The organism is Aquimarina sp. MAR_2010_214 (assembly GCF_002846555.1).
GTDB lineage: Bacteria > Bacteroidota > Bacteroidia > Flavobacteriales > Flavobacteriaceae > Aquimarina.
The window spans coordinates 826376-850896 of the sequence record NZ_PJMS01000001.1 but is presented as its reverse complement, the minus strand read 5'-3'; the positions used below and the strand labels follow the sequence as shown (position 1 = coordinate 850896).

Here is a 24521-nt window from a genome sequence, read left to right as displayed (position 1 = left end):
GGTAGATAATATTAGTGGTTATGATTTTGAAAGTTTCAGTGTCATACCTGGTTTTATACCACTACCACTAATATCGTTCCAGTTTTTAAGATTCTCGACAGATACTCCCTTAAATTTTTGTGAAATACTCCATAAAGTATCTCCTGTCTTAACAGTATATACCTCTGAGTTATTAGCTGCAACCTTAGTTAAGGTCTTTTTTGTTGTAGTTCTCCTAGGTGTATTTACTACTGGTCTACGGGGATAAATAGTGAGGCGTCGACCAATTTTAAGATTATTACTTCGTAAACCATTCCATTTTTTAATTTGACTTACCCTAACGCCATAACGTCTTGCAATTTTTCCTAAATAGTCGCCGCTGCGCACTCGGTATCGAATCCGATCGTTTGCCTCTATGTATTTAGGTAATGGTTTTTCGCGCTTATCAAATTCTGCCTTGGCCAATGTATAGATTTGATCTTCGTTAGTAACAAAAGAACCTATCTTATCCAATGGTAATCTCAATACATAATCTTCATCTTTGATATATGGGATGATATCTAGTTTATAGGAAGGATTTAAAAATTGCAATTCTTCAATATCAATATTCATATATTCTGAAACCTGATCTAATGTGATCATCTGCTTTACTCGTATGGTATCAGTCTCAAAATATGCAAACTCAGGCTTTCTAGGTTTAAGACCATGTTTGTCTGCATACTCAAAAATATACATTGTTGCCAAAAAAGCAGGTAAATATCCAGCTGTTTCTCTAGGAAGGTTATGTCTGATATTCCAATAGTTTGTATATCCACCACTACGACGAATAGCCTTGGTTACATTACCTGGGCCCGAATTATAGGAAGCCAAAGCAAGATCCCAATCTCCGAATACTTTATATAAATTAGAAAGATACTTACAAGCAGCTTTGGTAGACATAATAGGATCCATTCGTTCATCGACATATGAACTTACTTCTAAACCAAACATTTTACCAGTACCAAACATAAATTGCCATAATCCTGTAGCTCCAACTCTAGATTTTGCTCTAGGTTTTAAAGCAGATTCTACAATAGCAAGGTATTTTATTTCTAAAGGAATATTCTGATTGTCTAGCTCTTGCTCAAAAAGCGGAAAATAAAATTCGCTTAGTGCCATTAAACGTTCTAGGTGTTTATGCCTGTTTTTTAAATATCTTTTAATTACACTTTCTAATGAAGGATTATACTCTACATTAAAAGGAGTACGTGCATTTAATGCTGCTAATCTTGCCTTTAAAGTATCAGTAGGAAGATCAACATATTCTACTGGTTCATATTTCAGTTCGGTAACAGATTTATAAATAGTATCAAAAAGGTTAGAGTTATATAGTTCTTGTTTCCAGATAGAATCTAACTGTGACATCCTGGGGTGGTCATTTGCTACATAAATCACACTATCTTTTACACTCGTTGATGTTAACGTAGTGGTTTGTAGTTCACCTGTTGTTTTAATTACTTGAGTTGTATCTACTACCCTAACCGTATTTTGTTTTAAGTCTTGGGTTTTATTAAGTACAATCTCCTTCGTATTTTGGGAATTTGATTGTTTCTCTGATGATGTTTCTTGTCCCATTAATGAAACCGAAACTAATAAGAAAGAAAGAAATAATGCGTAATAGTTATTCATTTTATAAATGCATTTACTTTTAGTTTAACGGAAATTTGGGGCTATTTGTATCGTTTTTAACATGTTATCAACAATACCGCAACGAAAATCGCACTTTTTTTTCTAAACTGCAAAAAATCAAAGCGTTAAAAACATGAAAAAAACGGTTAAAACAACCGTTTTTTCATAATTTTTACAAAAAATAAGTGTTTTCTTACAAAACTAGATCTTATTCATTTGCTATTGCAGCAATTCCTGGTAGTGTTTTACCTTCTAAGCTTTCTAGCATAGCTCCTCCTCCTGTAGAAACATAGCTTACCTTGGTTCCAAAACCAAATTGTTTTACTGCCGCTACAGAATCTCCTCCTCCTACAAGAGAGAATGCTCCATTTTCAGTAGCTTCTGCTATAGAGTGTCCTAATGCTATCGTTCCATTAGCAAAATTTTCCATCTCAAAAACCCCCAATGGTCCATTCCATAATATGGTTTTTGATTTCAAAATTACTTCATGAAAAATTTTCATTGTTTCGGGTCCAACATCAAGTCCTTGCCAGCCATCAGGAATGGCATTAACAGCAACGACCTTAGTATTTGCATTATTATCAAATGCATCTGCGCCCAACACATCCACAGGAAGGTGAATTTCTACTCCTTTTTCTTTAGCTTTTCTTAAAATCTCTAACGCTAGCTCTTGTTTATCATCTTCACAAATAGAATTCCCTATTTGACCTCCCAGGGCTTTAATAAACGTATAGGTCATTCCTCCTCCAATAATCAAGTGATCTATTTTATCCAGAATATTCTCGATTATTGTAATTTTAGAAGATACTTTTGATCCACCCAGAACTGCGGTAACAGGCTTCTCTCCGCTTCTTAATACTTTATCAATACTTTCTATTTCTTTTGCCAATAAGCTACCAAAGCACTTGCGTTCAGCAAAAAATTGTGCCACAATAGTAGTAGAAGCATGTGCTCTGTGTGCTGTACCAAACGCATCATTTATATAAATGTCACCCAGTTTTGATAATTGTTCTGCAAAAACAACATCTCCACTTGTTTCATTGGGGTGAAATCTTAAATTTTCTAATAACAAAACTTCACCAGAGTTTAATGCGGCAACAGCATCTTCTGCTTCTTGACCAACACAATTAGCTACATATTTGACTTGTACTCCAAGAACATCTGCAACTTTATCTACGATATGTCTTAATGAAAATTCATCCTGAACACCTTTTGGTCTACCCAAATGAGACATTAGGATCGCACTTCCTCCATCTTCCAAAACTTTAATTATTGTGGGTTTTGCTGCTTGAATTCTAGTGTCATCTGTTACTTCAAAGTTTTCATTTAAAGGAACATTGAAATCTACTCGAATTAGTGCTTTTTTATCTTCAAAATTAAAATCGTCAATTGTCTTCATCTTACTGGATTGGTATTAGGCAAACGAAAATAATTCTATTCCGTTAAAAACATTAGAAATCTGTAGAAAAATTCGTGCGAAAACGATGTAAATTTTCACTTTTATCAATTCTTTATAAAAAAAGTGTTTTTTGTAAAGAATTAACAGCAAATCAGTGTTATATGTATGATTATTAAACATTAAAAGTTAATCTGTTCACAAAAACAAATAAATGAATAGGGTGTCTCAAAATTAAACTGTTGTGATAGTGTATTAACTAATTTAAATATATTAAACATGAAAAACTCAAAATTATTGATTTTGTGGCTTACAGTAATAGCCATTTCAGCTTGTGAAAGTGACACCGTGGAAGAAAATCAGGAAGTACAACAAAAAGAAGTTTCTGAAGAAACACTTGGCAAACTAAAGAATATGGGGTTCAATACAGAAATTATTCCAGTGTTTAAGGACGGGGATGGTGTTATAGTCGAAGGAGATATTTATATTTCTAATAAAGAACTAACGAATCCAAATATTTCAAAACAGAAATATTTTAGATTAATTAGTTGCAAAAACTCTAAAAACATAAAAATTAAAAACAGTTTAGGTGATAATGTGGCGGGTAAAGCTTTTGATGCAGCCGTTAAAAGATGGAATAGTGTAAATGGAAGTTTTTTAAAACTTAAAGTGGTTAAGAAAGACCCTGACATCAATATTCGTCTTGCAGACAAAAATGAGTTAAAGCCAAGAAATAATTCTGTTACTTATGGGCAAGGGACATTTCCAAAAAATGGTAAAGCAGGAGATCTTATTAAGTTAAAATTAGATGCAAAACATTCTTCAATAAATAATGGGAAAAAATTAACGCAGAAACAATGGGTAAATGTTATTACTCATGAGATCGGACATAATATAGGTTTTGCACATATAAAAGAGCCTTCTTCGACAGCAATTCTCGTTCCAGGAACCCCAAAGTTTGATAAAAAATCAATCATGCGCACCTATACCAATGACATCGTTGGATTGAGTGGGTTAACTGAAAACGACAAAAAAGCTACAAAACGCTTATATTCCAATCAAGCAAATAAGATCTGCAAATAACAAAAACAAATTATAGTACAGAAGAGGTTGGCTAATGTCAACCTCTTTTTTATGTCGATATTGATACACCTATGTTTTCTTGTTTAACTATACATAGAGTTCACTATATTTGCCAATGCTTTTCTCAGAAATACTAGGCTTAAAACATATCAAAAACTATTTGACCACCAGTGCTAATCGTCAAAGAATACCTCACGCACAACTTTTTGTCGGTCCTAATGGTAGTGGAACATTGCCCATGGCTATTGCTTATGCACAGTATGTCTTGTGCCAAAATCAAAATGGTGAAAATGTAGGTGGTATTGAGGCTTGCAATGTAAAGTTTGATCATCTGTCTCACCCTGATTTACATTTTGTATATCCTGTTGCTGTAAACGATAAGGTGAAAAAACACCCCACATCTGATCAATTTGCAGAAGAGTGGAGAAGTTTTGTAAATGAAAATCCATACGGGAGTATTTTTGACTGGTACCTTTCTCTCGGAATCGAAAAAAAACAAGGTCAGATCGGAGTAGATGAGGCGCTTGAGATCGTAAAAAAACTTTCGCTGAAAAGCTATGAAGGAGGTTATAAAATAATGTTGATCTGGATGGCTGATAAAATGAATATTGCAGCTTCTAATAAACTTCTCAAATTAATAGAAGAGCCTCCTGCAAAAACAATATTTATACTTATCACAGAAGATGAGGAACAGCTTATACAAACGATTAGATCCAGATGCCAAGTATTACATTTTCCTCCTTTGGGAGAACAGGTAATAAAAGAAGCACTTCAGAAAAAAGAAAACATTTCTGATAGTGATGCCTTAAAAGTAGCACACCAAGCTAATGGTGATTATAGTAAAGCTCTGCACCTATTGCATCATGATGGTGGTGATGATCAATTTGAAGAGTGGTTTATACAATGGGTTCGTACTGCATTTAAAGCCAAGGGAAACAAGTCTGCTGTAAACGACTTAATCACCTGGAGTGAGTCTATTGCAGGTACAGGAAGAGAAACGCAAAAAAAGTTCCTAAAATATTGCCTCGATTTTTTCAGACAAGCAATGTTACTTAATTATGGTGCAGAAGATTTAGTCTTTCTAGAACCAAACACAAGTGGTTTTAAATTAAAAAACTTCGCTCCTTTTGTGCATGGTGCTAATATCATGGATATCTGTAATGAACTTCAGGATGCTGCTTATCATATAGAACGAAATGGAAATGCAAAAATCATTCTCACAGATCTTTCTATAAAACTTACCAGATTACTACATAAAAAAAGTGAATAGCGTATAAGTTACCACCTTATGATGCTTAAGGATAGTAAATTAAAAATCAGCATTTTTTAGTCTCAAATCTTATTCTATATTTGATATCCTAAACTAATATCATATGGATAATTTTTTAAACAATATTGTTGCAATAACCATCTTACTATTTCTTCTCATTACTTTTTTGCAATCTGGAGTTGATAAACTAATCGATTGGAAAGGAAATCTTGGTTGGTTAAAAGAGCATTTTGCGTCTACTTTTATGGGCAATATGGTTCCTCTTCTTTTAACAATTATTCTAATTATTGAAATGATAACGGCAATATGCTGTGTTATTGGTATGTATTATCTTATTGACAATAATACTACATACTATGCTGTTTTAGCTATGTTTTTAGCCTGTGTAACGCTTTTAATGTTGCTTTTTGGACAAAGAGTAGCAAAAGATTATCAAGGGGCCTTAACAATCACCTGTTACTTTATAGTGTCCATCTTTGGATTATATGTAGTTTCTTTATAAAATGCTTTATAATATAGAAGAGCACTAATTAGTGCTCTTCTAGTCGCCCGCCTTATGTAATAAACTTTTTTAGAATAAAACAGTAATACCAACCTAGTGTAGAGTAATATTTCACCTCTTCTTAAAAACAGAATAGATTTTCTATTACATAAGGCGGGTTAAAGAAATAAATATTGGGGAATACTATTTCTTTACTATTTTAGTGATAATTTCCTTCTTGTCTTTTGTTAAGATCTTAACAAAATAAATACCATCACGAAGATTAGCAATATTGTATGTGTTTTCTGTAGTTTCTATTAAGAGTTTACCCATTCTATCATAAATTTTTATACTAGTAACCTTTGTATTTACATTTATAATATCACTTGATGGATTAGGATATATTTTAAATTCTTCGGCATTATTAACAATCTTATTGTTTTCTTCATCTTCTATTTTTTCTACAAAAACAAAAGAGTGTATCGCCTTGCAACCGTTTGCATCTTGTACATGCACTGTGTAATTTCCTGTTATATCCAAAATAAATGTATTACTGGCTTGAGCAGGTATTATAACTATAGAAGTAGAAGTATCCAATAACTCATAGATATAAGGAGCTGTTCCTCCGGTAATACTAATCTCAACACTCTTATCTTCTTGACTAATTATCTGATTGATTACCATTGCATCATAGCTAGTGACTTCAAAAATCTCTTTCGATTCTCTGCAATCTAAATTATCAGATTTATAAACACTATATGTACCTGCTTTACTAACATCTAAACTTTGGCCAGTTCCAACAATCGTTTCTGGGTTACTAAGATCAACCCATTTATAGTTTGAAAATCCACCATCGGTTATAAGTGTTAAGGAAGATCCCGGGCAGATAGATACTGATTGTACCTGAGAACATATATTATTATTTATCAAAGTATTGGATGTATTGATACTCTCGAATCCACATGCATCTTTTCCTAAAACCTCTCCTGTTTTTGTGATTCCAGAAGCTAATCCAGAATATGTATAAACAGCAGAATTTATAATTTCATTAGAGCATGCGTCTCTTAAATCGGTACAATTAGCTACTACACTTACAGCAAAACGAGCTGTATAAATTTCTTTATTTTTCATCAATAGGTCATCATCAATTGCAATCATAATCTCTCGATCGATCTCATTATAGGTAGCAATTATATTAGGCTCACTTGTAATAATAGTTCCTTGTATAAAATCTACATTGGCAGGTAATATGTTTCGAATACTAGCATTTATAATATCTTCATTGCCTTGATTTTCTATAGTAAACTCATAGAATAATTGATCACCAAAATTTACTTGATCTCCTGTAATGTTGGTTCCATTAACATCTAATACACGCTCGGTAATCATAAGTTGAGGTTCTATCACTTCTACCTGAAATGAGCTAAAAAAAACACTATATGCATCTCCACTAGAAGTTGTTACAAACCTTACAAAATTTTGATCATTACCAATAACCGTATTAGATGGGTTAGAGATATCAAAGATATCAGCATCAAACCCTAAAGTATTTTGCGAGGCTGGGTTTCTACTTGTTACATAGGAGCCATTTACAGAGATCGAACTATCAAAAAAATTCCCGACCGGATTAGCAGGGGTTGTGAAAACGTCTTGTAATGTTCCATCAGGCTTTTCAACTTGAAATATATCTCCACTATATGGCCTATCTCCTCCTAAAGTAGCAATGGCATATCTTGCATTAACTGGTTCTGGAGCAGGAGATGTTTGAAAACCCGAATATGTAAAAGTTTGTGGTGCATCACCAGGAGCGATATCAATATAGCCTTGTTCTGTACTTATATGCTTGGTAGATGACATCGGGTCTTCATAAGCAACTACTAATATCCACCCACCAGATATACCATTCGAATTATATCCAGAAAAACCAGTTGATGCCCTCATATCCGCAACCGTATAAGTTCCATCAGGTGTAGATAACCCTTTAACTATTTCGGTAACATCGGCATAACATACATACGGTATATCTGATTTTGCTCTATTTTCTGTATTGGTAGGAGTATTACGGTATCCATTATAAATCACTTGGGTCTGAGCTGGTGTAATAGTAATATAAGTTTCTCCTGGTGGTTTAAATTTTAATGTTCTAAAGTCTGGTCTACTATCTGGCAAAGGTAAATCGAAGTATTTTATAAAATTTCCATTGGGACCTTCTCTATCTACAAAATATGAGGCTGCCCAATATAATCCTGCATAAGCAATTCTTTCACAACCAGAAGATAGATTTAGATTTGCACTGCTAGAACTAAAAGTACTTGAGTCATTATCTATATCAATATATCCAAAAGTCCTTTGATTATTTGATCTAGGACCGTTGTAGTTTTCGTTTGGTGTATATGTAACTCCATTTAATGTTTCGTTTAATCCGACAATGCTATTTCCTATTGTTTTTAGCTCGCCTTTTATTGTCATAGTACTATTAGATACTGGATTAAAAGGTACTTGTGCAATTAAAATAGAGCTAGAAAGAATAGCAATACTACATAATAATTTTTTCATGTTTTAGGTTTTAAGAGTTATAAGTATTTAAATAAGTCACACAAATATTAGTATAATACTATAGTGTTGAAGCTCATTCGTATCTATTAAAAATACAATGAAGTATTTAAATAAAAATCACGGTTTTCAGGGGTTTTACATATTGAAAATCAACATGTTGAAACTTGTTAAAGAAATTAAAAAATCAAAAAAATACAGATAAATAATTGTTAATTATTTATCTGTATTGCAAAACAAACTACCGGTTTCAGAAGTAAATAATTTGGATAAAAAAAACCTGCTTAAACAAAGCAGGTTTTTAGAATTTCTTTTAAAATCTTATTAATATGTACAGCCACATTTACTTTGTCTACAACCAAAATCAAATCCTAGCGTGATCATATGTGATCCTGCTGCTGAGGTGGGTTGTAAAACTTCGTTTACATTAATCTGATAGCCATATGCAACATAAAAATTGGCTTTTTTAATTCCTAACATAGGAGATACTGAAAGGGGTTTAAAATCCTGATCCACAAGAGATCGAAGACTAACTCCTACCCAATAATAATCTTCTCGATGCATTTTGCGAACTTTTAGGTTCAAGTCTGCTGTAGAACGACCATCACCAGCAAAGTTTTGATACAACATAGAAGGTTCTACCTCGATATCACTAAATCTATGATAAAATGTATATCCGGTATATAAATAATAGTTCTGTATCTGTGAAGGTTCTGTGGGGTTAAAGTCATCAATCTCTTTCTGTAACAAATTCACAGCATTAGCACTCAAAAAGAAACGGCCAATACGATATAATAATCCAATATCAAAATTAGAATCATTTACACTTATATCTGCTAAACCAGGATTAAATGGGTTATCAGGATCTCCATTATTAAACTTTGAAGTATCAATACCAAATTGAGTAAACTTATAGCTAATCCCAAAAGATAAATATTGATTATTGTATTCATTCAATGTTAAATGGTGAGCAAAAGATAACTGAATCCCTTTTTGAGTTGTAAATCCATTTTGATCATTAAACAGAATAGCACCAACACCTGAGCGATCAGATATTCTACCATCTATGGATAATGATTGTGTACCTGGAGAATCCTCGATACTTACCCATTGCTCAAAACCTGAAGCTCTAATCTGCCAACAATCTCCAATACCCGCATATGCCGAGGATATCAAGTATGGGTTATCTGCGATATATTGATTTTGTACAGGAGCAAAAAACTCCTGAGCAAAAGTACAATAACTTGCAAATAGGCTAAATATGATAATATACTTCTTCATCTAACATTAAAAATTACAGATCATTAATTTTTCTCTTTCTATACTATCTGGCTTATTATCCATATAGTCTTATAACTTACTAAGGCTCTATATATTATCTATATAGTGTAAAGTGGCCCGTAAATTCTCTATTATCTACATCATTTAGAATTATAGAATACCAATAATCTCCTGATGGAAGCTGTTTTCCTTGGTATAAACCATCCCATCCTTGTTGGTTTCCTTTAAACTCTGCCAGCATTCTTCCATATCGATCAAAGACGATTACTTCCATATTCTCAAAGAAGAAAGGATCATCTGTGTTAGGAGTAATCTGTCTAGGGTACCAGAAACGCTCTTCTGTTGTACTATTAGGGCTATCTGGTGTAAAGTAGTTCGGAATACGAATATTAATATAGGTCAGATTCTGAACTATAACCACTTCACAACCATACACATCAACTACGCGTAATACATAATCGGCAGTCTCTCGTATCACAAAAATATTACCCTCTAGCTCTGTAAAGTCTGAAGGTACTAATTGACCAACGGTCATTCCTTCTTCTAACATTGCAAATGAGAATGAATAGAATGGACTGTTCTCAAATCGACTTCCTCCAGAAACTACAATCTCATATTCGTTTGGATCTTCAGGATTATTCGTCATCTGTGCCACAGGAATAGATAAAGGAATATACTCATCTATAGTAATAGTACCTAAATTAACAATACATCCTCCAGCATGTTCCATAGTACCTTGATACTGTCCTGGGCTTACCTCAAATTCTCCTGTAAGATTGGTAGTCTGTACTGGATTAGAAGTTCCATTAACACCGGTAAGCGTAAATATAATATCTGTATTTACCGATGTTGAGCTTAATGCATAGTTTACAAAATATCTTGGTCCTTGTACAATAACTGAAGGATCATTTTCGTCTCTAACAGGACAATCGATTCTGGGTTCTAATTCCCCACTAAGGATAACACCCGCAGGAATCGGTACTGGTAGTTCAATTCTACAGTTGTTCGCGTCTCTTACATAAATTGTAGTTGTACCTCCTGGTAAACCAGTATATGTAAACATATCTTGTACAAAATCAGCATCATTATTAGTGATGTTCGTTTGATATGGAGGGGTTCCTCCTGTTACAGTTATAGTAACAGCACCATCACTAGCGTTAAAGCAAGTTTCTGGAGTTATATTTCCTGTAATGGCTGCTTCTAAAGTAATTGGTTCTGAAATTACATGAGTTTCTATGTGATCACATCCATTAGCATCCTGAGCCAAAACAAGATATGTTCCTGGCGCAAGGTTGTCAAATATATGCTGATTAGTCACTCCATCTGAAGCATCATTAAAGAACACACCTGGTTGCGAATCTATAGCAAATGAATACGGTGGTGTACCTTGATTATTCGCAGGGTCAATAGTTATCATAATCGAACCATCATCTTCTCCATTACAACTAACATCTGTAGGAGTTACAGTTGGTAAGAATAACGGTGGATTATCAATCGTAAAGCTTTCTATAAATGCACAACTAATATCTGTTGCTGATCTTGCAAGGTACGTATACGTTCCTGGAGGAAGATTTCTAAACTCTGTTGCGCTCTGCGGTCCAGCAAATATATTTGCAGGGACAGCTGGTATAGGAAGCGTAGCTGTACCATTAAGAAGATAGAACTCATAATTTCCAATACCTCCTGTTAAATTATTAATATTTATTATTCCTGTAGCCTCATCACGACAGTTAATATTTGCCGCACTAGTGTCTAAGTCAAAATTAACAGGGTTAATTGGGATTACCGGTACTGGGTCAGAATTTTGAGATCTACACCCATTAGCATCAATAACATAGAACACATATTCTCCTTGTGTAATTCCTGTAAATAGACCTGTTCCCTGAGACGTTTCTACCGGAGCACTAGGATTCGTAATATTCACCATTACAAATTGTGTAATACCACCAGCAATCGAGGTCACACCAGTAACCGTTACATCAACTGTATCATTACTACAGCTTACACCTCTATCTACATTTATATTTACCGTTACTTCTGGCACATCATTAATTACTGCGGTTGTTTGTTCTGTACAACCCAATTGATCATATACTGTAACTGTATATGTGTCTGGTCCTAAATTAGCAAACACATTACCCGTTTGTAGTACACTTTCTATACCTGTTGATGCAGGTGTAATAGAATATCTAAGTGGTGTATCTGTTGCTGTTGCATTAACCGTAATTGTACCGTCTCTTTCTCCAAAACAACTTATACTACTTGGTGGTATTGCAGTTATTGCAACATCATCTGCCGGAGGTGTTACTGTTATGGTGTTGGTTGCGGTACAACCGTTAGCATCTACCGCTGTAACCTCAAAAGTAAACACCCCTGCTGTATTAGTAGCTTGTGCTATTGATAACCCTCCAAACAATCCTGTCGTATTAGTAGCTCCTGTTTCTGTCAAGGTATAATTAATCGGTGTTCCCTGAGCACCACTCACACTTGCCTGAAAAGATATATTATTAGCAGGATTACAGCCTTCTTGATCATTAATCGGTGTAATGTCAACAACAAATGGTACTGATGGTCCCTTCACGTCAAATGCATTTGATGATTTTGGGCAGAATGGTGTGTTAATTTCGACAATATCTACTCTATAGTTTCCTACCGGTAATGTTTCTGGTAATGTAAAAGGTGTTGGTGTAGCAAGTGGTGCAGTAGCAGTAAGATTCACTACACTTGTATGCACAATTACCTCTGGTGTTACTCCTATATCAACAATTGTATAACTAAAGTCTCCTATATATTCTGCTACAGTAATCGCCACAACCCCATCTGCTGCACCAAAGCAAGTCTCTGGGCTAGTAGAATCTGCCGTAACAATAGCATTATCAAATGGATCAATCGTATGGTTAACTTGTATAGAACATCCTGTTACGGTATCCGTAATTTCGAACGTATATAATCCAACTTCGGGTAATTGGAAAACAGCATTTGTCTCTACTGCAACTGTACCAGGATTATCGAATGTTCCTGCAGCAACTCCTAATTGATCAGGAACCACAGCACCTAATGGACTAGTAATTACTACAAAATTAAATGTTCCTGTTGGAGGAGCTGTTCCTCCTGTAATAGAAACAGTAACTGTTTCTGGATCAGGTCTACAAGAAATCTCACCATTATTAAGGCCACTTGTATCACGCGTTACTGTAGGGTCCGTCATTATAGGTAACGGGTTTATAGTCTCTGTGATAGTCGGTCCTGGTGGTGTTGGTATTGTACAACCATTACTATCTGTAACCGTAATTACATAATTACCTACTTCATTACCTGTAAATATATATTGTACTCCCGGTGTACCACCATCTGCATCTGTTATGTTCAAGTCGGTTACTACAGTTCCTGATGGAGATGTATATGTTACACTATACGGTGGTGTTCCATCTAGTATGGTTACTATAATCTCTGGGAAATTCTCTGTGGTTCCTCCTGTACAGGTGTATGGAGTTTGACTTGAACTCGCGGTTACTTGTGTTGCATTATCTATTACAAATTCAATTGCACTAACACATCCTCTATCTGAAGTTACTACTACCAAATATTCTCCTGCTGTTGGATAAGGCGCCGCTAATGCATCAAAGGATAATCCTGTAAATGTACCATTATCGATCTGATCCACTCCTATCTGTTGTGCAGGTGGTGGTGGTAAAATAGCTGGTATTCCTCCCCCGTTATTCTCAAATAATTGGTAGGTATACGGTCCATCATCATCTGTCGTAGGATCTATTGTAATAGTAATCGTCCCATCTGATGCTCCAATACAAGAAACAGCTTGTGGTGTATTAGCCGTAAGCATTGGATCAACAGGAGCCGGTAAATCTGGAATATCTCCTGTTGTAGTACAAATTACAGAAGCATCTCCATAAATATCATCGGTAACTTCTACTCTATAATCTCCGGCTGCTACTGGACTAAATACATTAGAAGCCTGTGGGCCTAATACAATTACATTGGTAACATCATTAATTAAGGTAAACATAAAGTTTCCTGGGTTGACTATAAAATCCGAACCACCAGTTAATGTCACTGTAATCTCTCCATTTGTATCCGTTCGACAAACAGGATCTCCTGTAAATTCGGCATCAACAAATAACTGTGGAGGTATCGTAACGGTAGTGTCTGTAGATACACATCCATTTTCATCATATACTCGTATGGTATAAGTTCCTGGTGTGGTTACTACAAAGTCATGAGTTGTTCCATTCACATTACCATTTTCTTGAGTACTAGTAGTACTACCTATCTGGAAAGTTAATGAATCATTAGGTGCTGCCACATTGCTTGCTCCTACAACTCTAATCGTATAACTATTGTCATATACACAAGTATCTGTCCAATTTGCAGATGTAATTGTAGGCGCATCTGTCATAAATACATCATCTGTAATAGATACTGGTGTTGATGTACAACTATTGTCATCAATCACACTAAAGATATATGTCGTACCGGCAATTGCTGCTGGTAATATAAACTCATGTGTTGCATTTGTAGTAGTGGTTTCGAATAAGAAAGGTGCTATACCATCATCATCTGCTCTAAACGTATATGGTGGTGTTCCTCCTGTTGCTCTTACCGTAATTCGTGCAAGTTCATTACAATTTGCATTGATATTACTACCTGGTACTATTGCAAGCGTTAATTGTTCTGGTTGCAGTATCGTTTCTATATTAGAATCATCTGTACAATTTGAAACTGGATCTGTAACAGTAACTTGTATATTACCTGCTCCTAAGTTAATTACTTCGGTAGTCCCAGCAGTTCCAGCACCTACTACAGTAGCTGTTGTAGTAAGGTTCGTTGCCACATAATTATAGGCTCCTACATGTCCTGTTACTTCCAAGTTTATTACTCCATCTAAATCTCCGAAACAGTCTATCGGTGGGTTGCCCACAGTTATAGTTGCTTCAATCGTATCATAAAGTGGTACAGAATAACCTGGGGTAAGAATTGTACATCCAGTACCCACATCTGTTATCTCAAACACATAAACCACACTTGGATCTGGTGGAAGTGTAAAATTAGCACTCGTGGTGGTTGGTAAAGTTGCTGCCACATTATTTTGAACTAATGCTGGATTATTAACTTCCTCAAAATTAAATGGTCCTATTCCTCCATCTACAGAAATTGTAATCTGCTGTACATTAGTATTACAATCTATAAGTGCTCCTTGATTCACCGTAGGATTACTCATAACTGGTAACGGTAATACATTTACAGGAGCTAATACTAGTGAACAATTATTACTATCAAACACCGTAATATTATAAGCACCATCGATAGGTGCATTAATTACTAATGCCGCTGCAGGTGGTGCAGGTATTGGTGTTGGTACCGGAATTCTGTCTATAATTACTCCATCAGGTTGTGTAACCGTAACAAAGTAATTTGGTCCCGTTCCTGCCGTAGCATCTATAGTTACTTCTATAGTACCAGGAGTTATACTATTTCCTCCTCCACAAAGTATTGGGTTTACTGCAATTCTGTCTGCAACTATAGCTCCTGGATCTTCAATAATGTATGTTTGATCATCTGTACATAAAACAGATAAGGTTCCATTAGCTTCTGTTGCGGTAACTTGTACTGTATAGGTTCCCGCTGGTAGTCCTGTAAATTGAGGACTTGTTTGTTGCGGTCTTATTATTGGTGAAGGAGCTATTGTTTCGTATAAATATGTTGCTGTAGGATCAAGAGTAGCAGGATCCAATACCGCTGTTACCACCCCGTCTGTATCACCAGTACATGTAATTTGCGTATCTGGCTGTGGTAATAATATTGGTAATGTTGGTGCTTCTATACTTACTGGAGTAGTAAACGAACAGTCTCCAGCATTTGGTCCTCTACCATCATCTGTAACTCTAACAATATAATCTCCTGGTGCCACTAAAGTTCCAAAAACAAATGGACTTACCCCTATTGCTCCCGGAATAACAGTAACTACTCCAGCAGCATCTAATAATTCAAAGGTTAACGTACCTGCAACGGTACCTGTAACAGTTGCTGTAATCTCTCCTGTTGGAGTATTACAATTTGGTGCTGTAGTGAATTCTGCTGAAATATCTAATGGATCATATACCGTTATTGTTCCAGTATCTGTACAACCATTCGCATCTCTAACAAAGAAATTATAGTCACCTGCGCTGGTTACCGTAAATGTAAATATACCATCACTAGGCGTATCTGCCACGAAAGTAGGCGCGTCTGCTGTTCCAGGATCTCCATCATCAATTCCATATTCTAAATCACCTACCCCTCCGGCAGCGTTTACTGTGAATGTGTAGCTATTATCATAGGTACAAGGATTATCAACAAACGCAATAGGTAAGTTTGTAAATGATGGTGTTGGTGTAGCATTTATTGTTCTAGTTATCGTTCCAGCGGTACATCCGTTCGCATCTCTAACATCAATATCATATGTTCCCGCAGCAAGATTAAAGGTTCCTGATGTATTGGCAAAAGTTCCTGCTCCATCCAAATCATAGGTATATGGTGGTGTACCACCTCTACCAATAACTGTAATTTGACCAGGTCTTGGAGAACCGTTTAAATCACAAAGAGCATCTGTTAAACTCACAAAATCTAATTCTAATAGAGAAGGTTCTGTGATATCAAATGTAATTGTCGCCCCACAAAATGGTTCTGTTGGGGTGGAAAATACAACTAAATAACTACCAGATCCAAAACCTGTTAGGGTAGAGTTATATGGTGCAGCTCCAGGAGATGCACTTCCGCTTCCTATCGGTATACCAGAAGAAGAATTGAAAATTTCCCATTGAACATCATTACCTGTATATCCAGCAAAAGTGAAATCAACTTCTCCATCTGTCAGACCAATACATGAAACATTTCTTGGCCCACCAGTAATTGTTGCCGTTACACCATTTGGTGATGGTACTGGAAGAATAGGTTCTCGATAAACACACCCTCCATTATCAATCACTTCAATAATATACGGCACATCAAATGTCAAGCCTGTATATTGATGAACATTACCTCCTGGGGTAGCATCCAATACAAAAGGAAGTGGAGGAACTGGAGTAGTCCCATTGATTATTCCGTTTGTTGGAATAAATACATCAAAACCAGGTACATCTACAATTCGTATTTGATATGGCCTTGTTCCATTTTCAATGATTATATCGTAAACAGCTCCAGTAACAGTACAATCAGAAAGTATAGGAACCGCAGTAATATCTATATCATCAATAGGTGATGAAATTGTAATTGGTGCTGATCTAAATGAACATCTGTTTTCATCTTCGATAGTTACATAATAAGTTCCAAAGTTAAGTTCTTCAAACAACACAAAATTATTGGTTGTGGTAATATCATTTCCAGAAGTTAATAAAGGCCCTGCAACCAACGTATTGGTGCTATTATCAAATATTCTATATCTATAACCTGTTGTGCTAATAGTTCCTCCTGCTACACCTGTAACATTAATTTCGGCATAATTAAACACACCTGCTCCCATACATTCTACAAAAGTACCTGTAACTGTTGCTGTTATTGGATTCGGTTCATTAATTGTAACTTGCCCGGTTAAATCACATCCTTTAGCATCTCTTACGATATAATTATAAGTATTTGCCGCTAATCCAGAATAAACTGTTTGAGAACTAAACGTAGTTCCATTATCAATACTTGTTATATACGGTGAAGTTCCAACAGTATTATCAATTGCAAAGTTGATGATTCCTGTTAAATCTCCATTACAAGATACATCTGTTGCCGTAACAGTTGCTATCGGATTTGGTGCTGGAGTCACTGTAAATATTGCAGTTTCTGCAGAACATATTGTAGGTGTAGAAGAATCGGTAACCATAAATTGATATGTTCCTGCCGTACCCGTTGTAAATGGTAATGCTCCACCATAAGGAACATAACCTACTCCATCTATATCTATAAATAATGACGTTGCACCATTACCTGTACCAGGTGTCACCGTCACTTCAATTTCTGCATTAACCAAACATGTTAAGTCTCTGGTTAAAGAAGCTGTAATAGCAACTTGTGGTGCAATTACCTGTGTAACTTGTTCTGTACAACCTACACTATCAGTTACTGTTATTACATAAGTACCTGATTGTGTTAAATTTGGAGTATTAAAATTGGTTATTCCTACACCCAATAGAGTGTTTCCTACTATTTGTGTTCCATCTCTGGTAATATCATAAGAATATCCAACAAGACCAGGTGTTCCAGTTAAAATATCAATATTTAAGATTGCAGTATTATCATCTAAACATAAATCTACCGGTGTTAGATTTAAAGTAACAGGTGTTAATTCATTTACCGGTAATATATCTGTTGCAGAACATACCCCTGTATTATCAAAAACAGTTATTGTATACGGATCTGTAGGATGATTAGGAATCCCCGTAAACGGAATCGCAATATCTTGTGGCCCTAAATTAGTGCCATTAGAAGGATGAGTAATACTATAGGTATATGTTGCGCCATTTCCACCAGTTACTCCTGTTACGGTAACTGTATTATCATTACATGTTTGATTTAATACTGGTGTAAATGTAATAAGACTAGTAGGCTCAGTAATATCTACTGTTCTTGTAGCTGTACAATTATTTGTAATCAATGGATTTGTATCTGTGATTGTAATGGTATATTGTCCCGCTACTAGTCCTGTTATTGTTAAAGGATCAGCAGGAAAAGTTCCAGTAGTCACTACTGCGGCAGGAGTTGCAGGTGCTGGTCCTGTAATCACATATGTGAAATTAGGGAATGTAGCTGTATCTACTGTAAAATTGAATTCCCCATCATTTCCTCCTAAACAAGTTACTGGCTGTGTCTGTGCAGCATTTGTAATTTGTATTACATCTAATAATTCTCTTCTAAAGTCCTCGCTATAGGTACAATCATTATCTCCTCTGGTTGCAGTAAATGTATAATTAGTACCTCGATTTAATACAAACCCAGTAACGGCATCACCAGATATTGGCGCAGGAACCACCGCATATGAATATGCCGGCACCGGAGCATCGCCCACTGCAGAAGGTATTACTGTTACTCTTTGATTTGCACAATCATCATTACTCTCGGCAAAAGTAATATCGGTTATTTCTAATCTTGGATCTATAACAATCGGGAAATCAACCTCGCAATCATCACTCGCTGCATTTCTAATAGATAATGTATAATTTCCATTGGTAGTAAAAGGTATTGTAAAAAGTGTGGTTCCTGCTGCTGTATAATTAGTGCCATCTGTAGTCCATTCATAACTACTAGAACCGCCAGAAATTGTAACACTTACAATGGCATCTAGAGCTCCTACTGTACAATTAAGAATTGTATTTGAAATAACTGCCGTTATAGGCGCAGGATCTGTGAGTGTTGCTGTAACCGTTTGTGTACATGCAGGAGCAGCTCCTGAACCATCTTCAACAGTGATGGTCTGTAGTACACCAGAAGGCACATTAGTAAAGGTAACCGTGGTTAATGCGGTTGGTCCTATTTGTGTAGCACCAAGTGTATATGTAAATGGTCCTTCTCCTGCGGTAACAGTAACCTCTATTGATCCGGTACCTCCTGGACAAGCGGGTTCTGTTAGTACTGGGTTTGGATCCAGAGCCAATGTCACATAAGGGGCTATTGTTGTTGTATTAGATGATGCAATACATCCTGCATTATCTAGTACTCTAATAATATAATCTCCAGCAGTAGTTATCCCTGTTATTGATCCTGTTAACGAAGGATCATTGGTGACTACATTTGTTTCGGTTACAAAATTATCAGTACTATATGAAACCGTATAATTTGGACTACCATTTGTAATGGTATAGTCGATAGTAGCTCCAGAATTACAATCAATACCTTTAGGTGATGAAGCCATTATTGTGACTGCTGGATTTATCGTAAATGTTTCTGGCGGAGATGATACACAATTGGTATCCGTATTGGTTACTGTAACGGAGTAATTTCCTGCAATCAAATTAGGAATCTCAAATGTGTTTGCCGGAGCTGGAGTAGCCAGTGGTAAAAATACTACTGGAATATCATTTGCTGTAACAGGTCCTGTTAAGGTATACTCAAACGGACCAGGCAACGTAGTATTAATAGTAATCCATTGTGTGGCTGGGCCAGGAGTAACGCAAACCTCTCCTCCTGCAATTGCAGTAAGTGTAGGCGCTATAGATGGGTCTACTGTCGCTCCATCGGATACTTCACAGGCTGCATTAGAATTACCATCTCTTACAAAAACAGTATAACTACCCGCTGGTAACCCATTAAATGTAGTATCTGTATTTGGATACGCATACCCGGTTACTGGTAAACCAGTTCCATCATCTATTAATTGTAATTGGTAATTACCATTTCCTCCACCTACAGTTGCTACTATTTGACCTGTACTTGCAGTACAATCGGTTGGTGTTCCATTAGCACTAATTGTTAAAGCACTTGGTGGTCCTGTAATAATAACCGTTTCGGTATCTGTACAATTAGTTGTTACTAAAGGATTTGTATCTGTAACTGTAATAGTATACGTACCAACTTCTAAAGGATTTGCTGGACCTTGAATCGTTACTGGGCTTGTCGCACCATTAACCGTTATATTAGTACCAGGTCCTGTTACCGTATAATTAAAAGTAGTGCTATTAGTTACTACAAATGTAAATGTACCATCATCATCTCCAAAACAAGTAACAGGAGTTGGGGTTGCACTAGTAATATTTATTTCTGGTAAAACAGCTTCATTAAAATCTTCACTATATGAACAACTGTTTGTAGGGTTTGTAGCTGTAAATGTATAAGTAGTTCCTCTGTTCAACTCAAATCCTGAAGTAGCATCTCCAGAAACAGGAGCTGGAACAACGGTATATGTATATGCTGGACCTGCTGGCACAGCCGCAGGGGTAACCATAATTGTCTGAGCAGCACAATTAGAATCTCCTCTTGTAAAATCTATATCGGTTACTGTTACAAGTGGAGCAACGGTTGTAGTACGATTTATTGTACAATCGTCTGTTGCCTGATTACGGATATAAACAGTATAATTTCCAGCTGTAGTAACAGGAATAGTAAACGGATCAGAAGGCACATTAACAAAACCTGAAGTAGAATTAAAACTCCATTCATAGTTTCCTGAACCTCCACCTAAAATATCTACTGTAAGTATGGCATTTTCACTACCAACAACACAGCTTAATTCTCGAGTAGTACTCACTGTGGCATCAATAGCGTTCGGAGTTGTAATCGAAAATATCGATTGTCTAACTGGGCAAACTAAAGCTGGCGGTGCAGTAATAGTACAATTAGGGTTCGCGATAGCGGGTGTAGTACTGTCATGTAAAACAGCTATTGCATATGAGTTTCCATCACCTACTCCTGTAAATGTAGCTGTTTGACCATTAACAGGCCCTATTTGATTTACAATAGTCCACAATGTAGGGTCCCAATTTGCAGAATCACCACAATTAGGATCACTAGCACAATCCCATAGTTGATACGTATAATTTCTTCCTGCAACAGTAGGAGAAACATCTACTCTAATTTGTCCATCATCTCCAAAACAAGCTGGTTGTGTTACTATTACATTGTCGATTACGATAGCTTCGTAAGGTGTAATTCCAGTAATATTTGCTTCTATTATACAAGCAGGAATACCTGCTGGTGGGGTATTTATGCTTTCATCACTTACATAGAAAGTATAAGATGTAGCTGGATTGGCAGGTGTTGGAAGTTCAAAAATATTACAGGAAACAAAATTTCCTGAAGGATTAAATACTCCACTACCAGGGGCCGTTTCTATTCCGATATCATAAGAGTAGTTTCCTGATCCGGCAAGTACATTAACCTGAACTAAAGCTCCAGAATCACATGTCTCTGGTGCTAATAACACCACCTCTGCTCTAAAATCTGGAGCTGGATTAATTATTATTTGTTGATTAAAAATACATTCTGGACTAGGGCGATTTGATATAACTTCTACCTGGTATGTTCCTGGGTTTAAATTAGTCTGAATATAATTTCCATTGTTTGCACTACTATTTGGAACTATTATTGGAGCAGTTAAAGTACCACCTGTAATCGTATATTGGAACTCTGGAGATCCATTAGTAACTTGTATGTTTATTGTACCTGTACCAGTTCCATTACCATCATTAATACAAGTTGGGTTTGTTCCTGTTACACTAAATGTTGGGTTGATTTCTGGTACATTGATTGTTGCCGTATATTCACATCCAGGAAATGTAGTATCTATACCATAAACAGTAATATCTCCTCCTCCTCCTGGAGCAATAGGGAAAATCGTAGTGGCACTATATGGTCCTCCTGAAATAAGACTAAACTCAAAATTTGTTGGTGCATTTGTAACACTAACACTTCCATCATTCCCACATTCTATAGGGGCCATATCAAGTGTTGGTTGATAGTCATTTTTAAATACACTAAAATAGAATGGTATAAAACATCCACCATCAAATTCTGCTAATATTCTGTAATCTCCAGCATCAGAAACCGTAAAGTTAGTGGTGTTTCCTCCTGGTTGTTCTATCCAATTTGCATCTGTACAATTACCAGACAATAATGAACAAGGGTCATTAGAATCAAGAACACAAGAACCGCTAGGGGATAATTGCTGCCACGATATACTATTAAGATTGGCAGTACCAAAATTAGTTGCGATATCAAAAGTTTGGTTTCCACAAAGTAAAATCTGTGGTAATCTCAAACCACTACAGTTTGTCTCAATTACTGAAGTACCATTAACATAAGCAAGAACCGGATTTTCTATATCTCTAAAAGCATCTACTACAAATTCTTCTGTAAGGGTCATACATGTACCTGTTGCATCTTCTTTAACAACAGTATATGTTCCTGATTGTGGATTAGGTACATCAAAAACAGGATCGAACTCAATTATTGGGGTCGTAATCCCTGGTCCTGTCCAGGTATATGTAGTATATCCTGAACCAGCAACCAATTGTAAATTATTGTTACAAAAAGTAATGTCACTACTACAAGAAGGAACATTAACTAAAAAGTTAGTGGCTTCTCCATCTGTGTTACCACAAGCACCAATTACACTACTACTATTATTTGTTAACGTCTCGCCCGATATAGCACCTGTAAATGCTGCTAAGGCCGTGTTTTGTATTCTATTTGAACAGGCATCTCGTAATGCCTCACAATCACTTACCAATCGTACTCTAAATCTTATAAATATCGGTGCGTCTGTTTCTTCGACTATACTCGCCGGAATCCTAAAATCAATTCTACTTGGAGGAGTAATTGTATAAGTAACTCCTGGTGGTAATGTTGAATCTTGTATACTAACCAGATCTACATTATCCGGTAATATATCGGTTATAACCACAGAACCATCTACCAAATCTTCATTTCCTACATTTTCAATCTCAAGATCATAAAAAAGTTCGTCACCAAGCTCAACATTGGCATTGGTGATTTCGGTAACCCCATCGGTATCAAATACTCTCTTTAGAACCCTTAATTCGGGTTCAATAATTTCAATCGCAAATGAATTCAGGAAGACTCGATAGGTATCTTGATCTGTTTCAAGTCTAAATGTTGCATTGGTTTGATTGTTTCCGATCAAATTATTACCGCTATTAGGTAGACGAAAAAGGTCAATATCAAAACCTAACGTATTTCTAGAAGCAGGATTACGATTGGTCGTATGTATACTTGGATAAGGTGGGGTAGGACTCGAAACTGATATCGAACTGTTAAAAAAGTTATTTGTTGGATTAACGCCACTTCCTAGACTAACAAAAGTTCCCGCCGTATTTCTAATTCGCAATCTATCATTAGATAAACCTCTATCTCCTTCTAACGTAGCAATACCATAGCTTACTTCAACCGGTAAGCTTCCCGGAAGTGATGTAAATCCTGTATAGGTAAAATCTACTGGCGCATCACCATTATTTATCTGTACAAAACCATGATTGGTACTTATAAATTTACTGCTTTCTAATGGATCTTCATAAATAACAACAAGTACCCAACCACCTGAAGCTCCATCTTGACCACTTGTATTTCCAATAGTTGCATTCATATTAGCCACTGTATATTCACCATTGGTCATAGCTTGATTCATCAAGCCGGTTACATTAGAATAACACACATAAGGAACATCATCAGAAGCAGAATTAAAAGGATTTGTTAGAGTATTTCTATATCCATCAAAAATCACATTTTGAGCCGTTACATCTACATAAGGACGCCCTGGAACTTTAAATTTTATATTTCTAAAATCCGCAGCTCCAATTTTTCTGGCATCGGCAGGAGGTAACCCTGTAAGTTGTGGATCACCAAAATTATTAATATTATTAGGTGCCGGATTATTAAAATCCCCATCATTACTCCTTACCAAATAATAGGTCGCAGACCAATATAAACCTGCATATACAATTCTAGAACAGGTTGGTCTTGGAGTAGTAATATTCGCACTACTAGAACTAAAAGTAGAACCATCACCGTCTATATCAATATAGTCTGAAACACTATTTCCATTATTTAAATTACCATTATATGATGCATTAGGGTTATAAGTATTACCATTATCATCTCTTAACAAACCTACAATAGAGTTTCCTGCCATTACTAGATTACCATTAATCCTGTTTTGGGTTGTTTCTGGGGTTAAGGGAATCGTTTCCTGTGCAGATATATTGCCTATGGTATTGACGATAATAAATAACGTCGCCAATGCTATTTTAATGTGTATTTTGGTTTTCATAAGCTGAGTATTTAGTGTTTTTTTGGGGTACTTTTCATCATAACTAAAA

Annotated in this window: 8 protein-coding genes; 3 read left to right on the top strand and 5 right to left on the bottom strand. The window is 35.9% G+C overall.

Annotated elements, in window-relative coordinates; all coding sequences use genetic code 11:
• Positions 1-18: 18 nt before the first annotated feature.
• Positions 19-1647 (bottom strand): LysM peptidoglycan-binding domain-containing protein, encoded by a 1629-nt coding sequence (locus ATE84_RS03695; RefSeq protein ID WP_233195739.1) that lies wholly within the window; start codon positions 1645-1647, stop codon positions 19-21.
• A gap of 208 nt (positions 1648-1855) precedes the next feature.
• Positions 1856-3046 carry a phosphoglycerate kinase gene (gene pgk / locus ATE84_RS03690; RefSeq protein ID WP_101445856.1) on the bottom strand — a complete coding sequence of 397 codons (1191 nt, stop codon included), beginning with the start codon at positions 3044-3046 and terminating at the stop codon, positions 1856-1858.
• Positions 3047-3322: 276 nt separating this feature from the next.
• On the opposite strand from pgk, the gene ATE84_RS03685 reads away from it, so the two are divergent.
• The 3 genes from ATE84_RS03685 (at position 3323) to ATE84_RS03675 (ending at position 5898) form a co-directional block, all read left to right on the top strand.
• On the top strand, positions 3323-4126 hold the full coding sequence (locus tag ATE84_RS03685) for a M57 family metalloprotease (RefSeq protein ID WP_101445854.1): 804 nt from the start codon (positions 3323-3325) through the stop codon (positions 4124-4126).
• A 115-nt stretch (positions 4127-4241) separates the two neighbouring features.
• The gene (locus ATE84_RS03680; protein WP_101445846.1) at positions 4242-5396 is read left to right on the top strand and encodes a DNA polymerase III subunit; all 1155 of its coding nucleotides are present in this window, start codon (positions 4242-4244) and stop codon (positions 5394-5396) included.
• 103 nt (positions 5397-5499) lie between these two features.
• Positions 5500-5898 carry a DoxX family protein gene (locus ATE84_RS03675; RefSeq protein WP_101445844.1) on the top strand — a complete coding sequence of 133 codons (399 nt, stop codon included), beginning with the start codon at positions 5500-5502 and terminating at the stop codon, positions 5896-5898.
• Between the two features lie 183 nt (positions 5899-6081).
• On the opposite strand, the gene ATE84_RS03670 is transcribed toward ATE84_RS03675, so the two are convergent.
• The 3 genes from ATE84_RS03670 to ATE84_RS03660 all read right to left on the bottom strand — a co-directional run bounded on the left by ATE84_RS03670 (position 6082) and on the right by ATE84_RS03660 (position 24472).
• Positions 6082-8433 (bottom strand): T9SS type A sorting domain-containing protein, encoded by a 2352-nt coding sequence (locus tag ATE84_RS03670; protein ID WP_101445842.1) that lies wholly within the window; start codon positions 8431-8433, stop codon positions 6082-6084.
• Between the two features lie 321 nt (positions 8434-8754).
• Positions 8755-9711, bottom strand: a complete 957-nt coding sequence (locus ATE84_RS03665; protein WP_101445841.1) for a type IX secretion system membrane protein PorP/SprF — start codon at positions 9709-9711, stop codon at positions 8755-8757.
• Between the two features lie 94 nt (positions 9712-9805).
• Complete coding sequence (locus ATE84_RS03660; RefSeq protein ID WP_101445839.1) at positions 9806-24472, bottom strand: T9SS type B sorting domain-containing protein; 14667 nt, start codon at positions 24470-24472, stop codon at positions 9806-9808.
• Positions 24473-24521: the final 49 nt, after the last annotated feature.